Source organism: Aeromonas sp. MaB10011B, assembly GCF_017939325.1.
Classification (GTDB): domain Bacteria; phylum Pseudomonadota; class Gammaproteobacteria; order Enterobacterales; family Aeromonadaceae; genus Aeromonas; species Aeromonas caviae.
In genome coordinates this window covers 91,989-100,866 of the sequence record NZ_JAGKRK010000034.1, presented here as the reverse complement: position 1 = coordinate 100,866, position 8,878 = coordinate 91,989, and the positions used below count along the sequence as shown (strand labels likewise).

General features: G+C 62.3%; 8 protein-coding genes and 1 pseudogene. 4 read left to right on the top strand and 5 right to left on the bottom strand.

Annotated features, from left to right (window positions below; genetic code table 11):
- Nucleotides 1-327: pseudogene (locus tag J9893_RS11155) on the bottom strand (transposase); the annotation flags it as partial.
- A 34-nt stretch (nucleotides 328-361) separates the two neighbouring features.
- Between J9893_RS11155 and J9893_RS11150 the strand changes: the two are divergent.
- Nucleotides 362-694 (top strand): hypothetical protein, encoded by a 333-nt coding sequence (locus J9893_RS11150; protein ID WP_246875562.1) that lies wholly within the window; start codon nucleotides 362-364, stop codon nucleotides 692-694.
- Nucleotides 695-708: 14 nt separating this feature from the next.
- Nucleotides 709-1,383, top strand: coding sequence for a fimbria/pilus periplasmic chaperone (locus tag J9893_RS11145; protein WP_042880795.1), 675 nt, complete (start codon nucleotides 709-711; stop codon nucleotides 1,381-1,383).
- 34 nt (nucleotides 1,384-1,417) lie between these two features.
- Here the strand turns inward: J9893_RS11145 and leuE are convergent, their stop codons facing one another.
- Nucleotides 1,418-2,056, bottom strand: a complete 639-nt coding sequence (leuE, locus tag J9893_RS11140) for a leucine efflux protein LeuE (RefSeq protein WP_010672336.1) — start codon at nucleotides 2,054-2,056, stop codon at nucleotides 1,418-1,420.
- A gap of 211 nt (nucleotides 2,057-2,267) precedes the next feature.
- On the opposite strand from leuE, the gene J9893_RS11135 reads away from it, so the two are divergent.
- A complete protein-coding gene (locus J9893_RS11135; protein WP_039040678.1) occupies nucleotides 2,268-3,488 on the top strand; it encodes an MFS transporter in 1,221 nt (406 codons plus the stop codon).
- A 227-nt stretch (nucleotides 3,489-3,715) separates the two neighbouring features.
- On the opposite strand, the gene J9893_RS11130 is transcribed toward J9893_RS11135, so the two are convergent.
- Together J9893_RS11130 and ftnA are read right to left on the bottom strand one after the other, a co-directional pair.
- Nucleotides 3,716-4,900 (bottom strand): NAD(P)/FAD-dependent oxidoreductase, encoded by a 1,185-nt coding sequence (locus tag J9893_RS11130; protein ID WP_143236889.1) that lies wholly within the window; start codon nucleotides 4,898-4,900, stop codon nucleotides 3,716-3,718.
- Between the two features lie 162 nt (nucleotides 4,901-5,062).
- Complete coding sequence (gene ftnA, locus J9893_RS11125) at nucleotides 5,063-5,587, bottom strand: non-heme ferritin (protein WP_010672333.1); 525 nt, start codon at nucleotides 5,585-5,587, stop codon at nucleotides 5,063-5,065.
- A 209-nt stretch (nucleotides 5,588-5,796) separates the two neighbouring features.
- Between ftnA and J9893_RS11120 the strand changes: the two genes are divergently transcribed.
- On the top strand, nucleotides 5,797-7,581 hold the full coding sequence (locus tag J9893_RS11120; RefSeq protein WP_128296569.1) for a tetratricopeptide repeat-containing diguanylate cyclase: 1,785 nt from the start codon (nucleotides 5,797-5,799) through the stop codon (nucleotides 7,579-7,581).
- 18 nt (nucleotides 7,582-7,599) lie between these two features.
- On the opposite strand, the gene fabV is transcribed toward J9893_RS11120, so the two are convergent.
- Nucleotides 7,600-8,787, bottom strand: coding sequence for an enoyl-ACP reductase FabV (gene fabV, locus J9893_RS11115; protein WP_010672331.1), 1,188 nt, complete (start codon nucleotides 8,785-8,787; stop codon nucleotides 7,600-7,602).
- Nucleotides 8,788-8,878: the final 91 nt, after the last annotated feature.

Sequence of the window (8,878 nt, the reverse complement as noted above, 5' to 3'; positions counted from 1 at the left end):
GGCGGAAATTCATGATGGTGGTGCGGTCCGGCAAGGCGCTATCCAGGGATAACCGGGCAAACAGACGCATGGAGGCGATTTCGTACAGAGCATCTTCCATCGCGCCATCGCTCAGGTTGTACCAATGCTGCATGCAGTGAATGCGTGCATGGTTTCCAGCGGATAAGGTCGCCGGCCATTACCAGCCTTGGGATAAAACGGCTCGATGACTTCCACCATGTTTTGCCATGGCAGAATCTGCTCCATGCGGGACAAGAAAATCTCTTTTCTGGTCTGACGGCGCTTACTGCTGAATTCACTGTCGGCGAAGGTGAGCTGATGACTCATGATGAACCCTTTTTCATGGCTCCAGATGACAAACATGATCTCATATCAGGGACTTGTTCGCACCTTCCATAGCGGCCCCATCCCTACCAGGCTGGTATTCGATTCGGTGGCTCATGGAGCGGGTTCACGGCACGCCATTCGCTGCGATCGCACACCGGTGGATATTCGCACCCTCGGAATACAGGACAATCAACCACCGCAGGAGTGGAATGATCCCGTCAACGGTCAGGGCATCACCCGGTTTTACAAGCTGGCGCTGGAATTCGACCTGACCGATCCCATGGTGCAGCGCACCATGGGCGACGAGATGTGGGAAGGCGAGGTGGAACAAAGCGGCACCATCACCATCAAGGGGACCTGGCGCTGACCATGGAGTACAACATGCATCGTCTACTTTGGCCCTTGCTGGGCGGCTTGCTGACCTCACAGGCCGCCGCCCTCGACATCGGCGCCATGACTCTTGCCATGGCGCCAGAGCAGGAGTTCATTACCAGAACCCTGACCAACAACAGTGCTTCACCCAAGCTGTACGACATACAGATGGAAAAAATCAGCGACCCCACGGCCAGAGGCAGAACACTGCCCACCGTCCCCGGTGAGCTGCTGTTTGCCCCCAGGCGCTTCACCCTGCACGCCAGACATGCCCAGAACGTCAAGTTCTACTACAAGGGGCCCGCCGATGACCATGAGCGTTACTACCGCATCACCTTCACCGAGTCACCGGCAGCCCAGGTGGATGAAGGCAGCCAGACGCAGCACCGGGGAACCGTCGAGGTGAAGCTGGCCCTGCAGTCCATCCTGGTGGTGCGCCCGCGTCAGTCACGTTTTGCATACCAGTTGGACCCGGCACAGAGCACCATCACCAATACCGGCAACACCTATTTCGAGTTCATGGTGAAACGGGGCTGCCAGCAGGCGGACAGCGAGGCGGACAGCAAGTACCTGCTGCCCGGGGAGACCTACCACAATCCCGGGATCAATCAACCGGGAAACCAGAAGCTCATCGTCTACCAGTCCCGCTTCATCCCGGTGGGCAAGGATTGCTGGCCAGACTAGGTGCCCGACACCGGACGGTCAGCAATCCCCAGGGTCAGGAGGAGAGCGTCGCCAGCCTGGCCGCAAACCCCATGAAGAAGAGACCGATAAGACCGTTGCCGAGACGGGCCGCCGTCTGGCGCTGACGGAAGAAGCGGGCCATCAGGGTACCGCCGAAGATCAGCAGGGTCAGGTAGACGAAGCTCATCGCTTCCAGCATGCCAGCCAGCACCAGGTAGGAGATCCAGGTGTGGGCATAGCTGAAGTCGATGAACTGCACGAAGAAAGAGACGTAGAACAGGATCGCCTTGGGATTGGTGAGGCTCAGGGTGAGGGCCTTGGTAAAATAGCGCTCACCGGGATCCATCTCGGACGCCGGTCCCGCCTTTTTGGCGATGAAGTTCGCGTGCAGGATCTTCACCCCCAGATAAAGCAGGTAGATGGCGCCCAGATAGCGCACCAGGGTAAACAGCAATGGGGTAGTGCGAATGAGGGACGCGATCCCCAGATAGGCGCAGAAAATGAGGATGGCATCGCCGACGAAGACGCCGAGGGCGGCGCGATAACCCGGGCCTATGCCGCGCACGGCACCGGTTCGCAGCACGTAGAGGGAGTTCGGGCCCGGGGCGATGATGATGAAGAAGAGACCGACCAGATAGGTCCAGACGTTGATGACACCCAGGCTTTCGAACATGTTCCCTCCATGGCGGGTGATGAGCCGGATAACGGCGGCAGGCCTTCTATACTAATCCGCCCCGCGCCAAGCACAAGATCTGACCAGCCATCCACACGCCGTCAGCATGAACGGCCTGCGCGCCACGCGAACGCAATCCGAGAGTTCGCCCACTTTGGTTATGTCCAGATACGCCGGGATAGGGCATGGTAGAGGGAGTGATCCCCCAGCCATGGACAAGACCTTGAGTACCGACACCCCGATCACCGCCCCGCCCGCGGTGGACAACCCGACTACCACCGCTTATCCGGTGATCGCCGCCATCAGCTTCTCGCACCTGTTGAACGACATGATGCAGTCGGTACTGCTGGCCATCTATCCCCTCCTGAAGCTGGGGCTCGATCTGTCGTTCACCCAGATAGGTCTCATCACCCTCACCTACCAGTTCACGGCCTCGCTGCTGCAACCCCTGATCGGCCTCTATACCGACCGCAGACCCATGCCCTACTCCCTGCCTCTGGGCATGGGCTTCACGCTGGTGGGGCTGCTCTACCTGTCGCAGGCAGGCAGCTTTGGCGCCGTGCTGTTGTCGGCCATGCTGATCGGCATGGGCTCCTCCGTCTTCCACCCGGAATCCTCCCGGGTCGCCCGCATGGCGGCCGGCAACCAGCCTGGTCTGGCCCAGTCTCTGTTCCAGATCGGCGGCAATCTGGGATCGGCCATCGGCCCCCTGCTCGCGGCGCTCATCATCGTGCCGAAGGGACAGGGCAGTGCGGCCTGGTTCTCGTTGTTCGCACTCATCGGGGTCATCGTGCTCAGCTTCGTCGGCCGCTGGTCCAGCCACCATGCCGCCAGCTTCCATCGGCGGATGAGGGCCCATGCTGGAACCGGCCTGAGCCGCCGCCAGATTGGCTGGTCACTGGCCATCCTCGGTCTGCTGATGTTCTCCAAGTTCTTCTACATGGCCAGCCTGAGCAGCTATTACACCTTCTACCTGATGGACAAGTTCCACCTGTCGCTGGAGAGCGCCCAGCTCTATCTGTTCGCCTTCCTGTTTGCCGTCGCGGCGGGGACCGTGCTCGGCGGGCCGCTCGGCGATCGCATCGGTCGCAAGCGGGTGATCTGGATCTCCATCCTCGGCGTCGCTCCCTTCACCCTGCTGCTGCCCCACGTCGACCTGTTCTGGACCTCGGTGCTGTCGATCGTCATCGGCCTCATCCTGGCGTCGGCCTTCTCCGCCATCCTGGTCTACGCCCAGGATCTGGTACCCGGCAAGGTCGGCACCATTTCCGGCCTCTTCTTCGGCTTCGCCTTCGGCATGGGAGGGATAGGGGCCGCCCTGCTGGGCAAATTGGCCGATGCCACCAGCATCGAAACCGTCTATCAGGTCTGCGCCTATCTGCCCCTTATTGGCCTGCTGACCGCCTTCCTGCCCAATATCAGGAGAGGCTAGAGGCCAAGCGGCCGCCAGCGTCGACGGACGAGTCGACCGACCATAAAAAACGCGGCCTGAGCAGGCCGCGTCTGATTCCATCACTCGGGCCGCCTGACACGGCCCGATCCGCTCGGACTCATCCGCCGAGCCTCTTTGTCAGCACCCCAGCCCGATGACCGGGCCCACTGGAAGTTGTCACCCGAGAGGCCGCTGACGGGGCCATTCACCGCAGGGCCGCGCATCCCTCAGCAGTACTGGCCTGCCACCCAGCCCGACGACCAGGCCCACTGGAAGTTGTAACCACCGAGCCAGCCGGTCACGTCCACCACTTCGCCGATGAAGTAGAGGCCGGGCACGGTGCGCGCCTCCATGGTCTTGGAGGAGAGCGCGTTGGTATCCACTCCCCCCAGGGTCACTTCGGCGGTGCGATACCCTTCGGTGCCGTTGGGCAGGATCTGCCAATCCCCCAGCAGGGTGGCCACCGCCTCCAGCTCCCGTTCGTTGTACTGGCGCATCGGCTTGCTCACCAGCCATCCCAGCTCCACCAGCTTGTCGACGAAGCGCTTGGGCAGCTCGCGCCCCAGCACGGTTTTCAGCTCCTGGGCAGGATGGGCCTGGGCCCAGGTCTTGAGGGTCTCTGGAATGTCGAGATCCGGCAGCAGGTTGATGTGGATCTTCTCCCCCGCCAGCCAAAAAGAGGAGATCTGCAGGATGACGGGGCCGGAGAGGCCGCGATGGGTGAACAGCATGGCCTCCTTGAAGCGGGTGCCATCCTCGGCGGTCACCGCCACCGGCAGGCTGACCCCCGCCAGATCGGCGAAGGCCTCCTTGTCGGCCTGATGCAGGGTAAAGGGCACCAGCCCGGCGCGAGTCGGCAGCACGGTGAGGCCGAACTGCTCCGCCAGCTTGAAGCCGTAAGGGGTGGCACCGAGTTTCGGCATGGAGAGGCCGCCGGTGGCGACCACCAGCGACGAGCAGGCGATCTCCCCCTTGCTGGTGTCGAGCACGAAGCCTTCATCTGTCTTGCTGACGGTGAGGATCTCGGTCTGGAACTGCAGGGTCACGCCAGCCCAGTCGCACTCTGTCAGCAGGATGTCGACGATATCCTTGGCGCTGTCGTCACAGAAGAGCTGGCCCAGCGTCTTCTCGTGGTAGTTCAGGCCGTGCCTGTCCACCAGATCGATGAAATCCTGCTGGGTATAGCGCGCCAGCGCCGATTTGCAGAAGTGGGGGTTGGCCGAAAGGAAGGCATGGGGACCCGCCTGATGATTGGTGAAGTTGCAGCGACCGCCGCCGCTGATGAGGATCTTGCGGCCCGGCTTCTTGGCGTTGTCGAGCACCAGCACGGAGCGACCCCGGTAGCCAGCCTGGGCCGCACACATCAATCCGGCCGCCCCGGCACCGATCACCACCACATCCACCTGTTTCATCGTCACTCACCCATCAAAAGAAAAACGGCCCCTTTACCTTAAAGGACCGTGATTGTACCCGGCAGACACCAGCACAGCGGTACAAGGACACCTGCAAATAGAAAACGGCCCCTTTACAAGGGGCCGTCATTGTACTGACTGAACACTAAGTGTCCACGACTATCAGGCGTTGCCGTCCATGATGCTGGCCGGGGCGCCCTTGGCCAGCTCGGCCAGCTCCTTGTCGATGAAATAGAGGCCCTTGCCATCCTCGCCCACCAGGCTCAGACGGTCGACGATGCTCTTGAACAGCTTCTCTTCTTCGTGCTGCTCGGCCACGTACCACTGCAGGAAGTTGAAGGTGGAGTAATCCTGGGTGGTGAAGGCGACGTGGGCCAGACCGTTGATGCACTTGGTGATGTGATACTCGTGCTCCAGGGTGGTGCGGAAGATGTCACCCAGGGACTTGAATTCGTGGGGAGGCGCTTCGATGGCCCCCAGCACCGGCATGGCGCCGGTCTCGCTCACGTAGGTGAACAGGCGCTCCATGTGCTGGCGCTCCTCGACCGCATGCTGGCGCAGGAAGGTGGCGGCCCCCTCGAAGCCCTTGTCCTCGCACCAGGCGCTCATCTGCAGGTAGAGGTTGGAGGAATAGAATTCAAGATTAATCTGCTCGTTCAACTTCTCGATCATGGCTTTGGCCAACATGATGATTCTCCACTGTGATTTGCCCACGATTGTCGCCACTGTTGCATCCTGACGCAACCAGAGACAACCGACGCACCCCGCAGTTGCGACGACTTTTCACCTCATCCTCTCCCCCATACGGTTATAGAGAAGCAAAGAAACATGGTGTAGGTGACATCAGCCATTATGATGGCGCCATTGGTCGGGGAAAGGATTCAATGAGATTCATTATGGCACTGGCGCTGCTCTGGATGACCCAGTTGCAGGCAGCTCCCTCCTTGCTGAAAGAGGCTGAATTGCAGGCGGCGCGCGATCCCGTCGGCTATCTGCAGCGCCTCGACGCCAGTCCCCAGCAGGATATGGAACTGTTCTACGCCAGATCCCTGGCCCAGGCAGCCCTTGGCCGCTATCCCCAGGCACAGCGCGACAATGCCCGCGCCCGCGGTCTGGCCAATGCCCAGCAGGAGACCCTTCGCCTGCTCGACTTCCGGTTGCAGCAGATTGCCCTGACCCTGGATGCCGATACGCCGGATCAGGCGCTCGAGCTGCTCACCCAGCTCTGGCCAGCGGTCCGGCATCACCCCAGGCAGGTCTCGGAGTGGCATGCCCTCAACGGGCTCGCCCTCTACCGTACCCAGCAGATGAAAGAGGCGATCCTTGAGCTCAAGACCGCCTATCACCTCAAGCAGAAAGAGCCGGGTTCCATCCTCTCCACCTTGCAGTGCGGCCGTCTGCTGATGACCCTCGGCAACCTCTATGCGGACCTCAATCTCTACCGTGAGGCCGAGACCTATTATCAGGATGCCCTCGGCCAGATGGTGCAGCTCAACGAGCCCAACAGCCAGGCCATCATCCGGGCCAACATGGCCAGGCTCTACATCGACATGGGCCAGCCTGCCAGAGCCAGCCAGTTGCTCGAAACCCTGCTGGCCACGCCGAGCCTGTCACCCCACTATCGCGCCATCGTCCTCGGCTACCAGGCCATGGTGTTCAACGCACGGGCGGACTGGCACTCAGCCTGGCGCAGCCTGGAGGAGGCACAAGCCATCTATGACAGGCTGGATAGCCCGCAGGCGGCCTCCCGTCTGACCGAGATCAGGGCAAGAACCCTGCTGGGTCGTGGCGAGAAGCAGCTGGCCCTGCAACTGCTGATGGAGCACACCGCCCCTCTCTCCATGGATGGTCGGGCGATGCAGGCGAGGTTGCTGGCCGATCTGGGCCGCTACCCCGAGGCCTACGGGGCCATGACCCGCTACATGCAGTACTACAAGCAGCACTTCAACCAGACCCTGAGCCAGCACGCGGCCGCCTTCCAGGTCGAGATGGATCTGGCTCGCAGCGAGGCCAGCAATCGCGCGTTGCAACAGGAGAACGAGAGCAAGCGCCAGCAACTGCTCTACCAGCAGAGTGCCCGCTACTACCAATTGCTGCTGCTGGTGCTGCTGGCCGTCGCCCTGATCCTGCTCGGGCTCACCACCCGCAGGCTCCACCGCAGCTCGCGCCACCTCTACAAGCTCGCCACCTTCGATCAGCTGACCGGGCTGCCCAACCGACGCGCCCTGCTGGAGAGACTGGGTCAACAGTGGCTGCACGAAACGCCCCTGACCCTGCTCATCATCGACATCGATCACTTCAAGCAGATCAACGACAAGCATGGTCACCAGGCGGGGGATCAGGCTATCCGGCAGTTGGCCAGGGAGCTCAAGAGCTGGGCGCCGGACCAGCAGTTGATCGGGCGCTGGGGCGGGGAAGAATTTCTGGTGGCCATGACCCAGGACGGGGCCACCTGCTGGCGGCTGGCGGAGCAGCTGAGAAGCCGGATCGCCTACCTGGCCGCCCCCCACATGACCATCAGCATCGGGGTGGCGGAACGCTCGACGCAGGATGACAGCCTGAGCCAGCTCATCCATCGGGCCGACATGGCCATGTATCAGGCGAAGCGCCAGGGGCGCAACCAGACCGTGCTGGCCCAGTCTCCCAATCTTTCCCCTGAACTGGCCTGCAACGTCGCCTGATGGCCCCTCGTGCGGGTGTCAGGGCGCCAGCTCAGTGAGTGACGCCACGTTCACCGGCGCACCGTAATCCACCCCCGGCAGCTCGAAGCCGTTGAGCTGCATGAACTCCTGGCGCAACCCGGCAAAATCCCCCAGGATGCGGAAGTTCTCCGGCGTCACCTTGGGCCAGAGTGCCGAGACGGCGGCCTGCACCGCTGGCTCAAGCTCGTGGTCATCCATCCGGATCAGCCGGTTGCCATCGGCGACGACCCCTCTGGGCCCGTACATCTTGTCGGCAAACAGCCGCTGCATCTGCTCGATGCAGCCCTCGTGGACACCACGCTCCTTCATCACCCCCATCAACAGGCCCAGATAGACAGGCAGCACCGGAATAAACACGCTCGCCTTGGTCACCAGCGCCTTGCAAACCGACACCCAGGCATGACCGCCAATCCCGGCAAGTTGCAGGTTGATGGTCTCGGCGGTGGCGTGCAGGTGCTCCTTGGCATAGCCGATGGTGCCGTCTCTATAGAGGGGGTAGGTGGACTCGGGGCCGATATAGGAGTAGGCAACGGTCCGGGCGCCGGGGGCCAGGCAATCCGCCTGCTGCAATGCCTGCATCCAGCGCTGCCAGTCCTCGCCCCCCATCACGGTGACGGTGTCGCGGATCTCCTCCGGGGTGGCTGGCACCAGCGACTGCTGCACCAGCGCATCGTGCTCCAGATCCAGCCCCCAGCCTTGCAGCGGCTGGCCTGTGGTCTTGAGCACCGAGCGTACCTGTGTGCCATCCGGCATCACCCTGACTCCGCTCGCCAGCGAATAGACCACCAGATCCACCTGCCCGAGTCGCTGGCGGATGACGTCGATGGCCTGCTGGCGCATGGTGTCGGAGAAGGCATCCCCGATCAGGTTGACGGCGATGCGACCGGCTTGCTCCGCCGCCTGACGAAACCAGATGTTGTTGTACCAGCCAGCACTGCCGAGCCCCTTGTCGGAGGGACCCCGCTCGAACGAGACGCCCAGGGTATCGGCCCCGGCGCCGAAGGTGAGCGCGATCCGGGACGCCAGCCCGAAACCGGACGATGCCCCCAGCACCAGCACCCGTTTCGGCCCGTTGAACGGCCCCGCCGCCCGCACCTGTTCGATCTGTTGCAGCACGGCGGCGCGACAACCCATGGGGTGGCAATTGCGGGCAACACAACCCTGGATCTGGGGATGAATGATCATGAAGGACTCTCCGGTGCATCGGTGGGACATGAGAAACGGCCATGACAGCGTCACCCGGTTGCAGGTGAGGAGCCCTGGCCGTTTTGCCAAG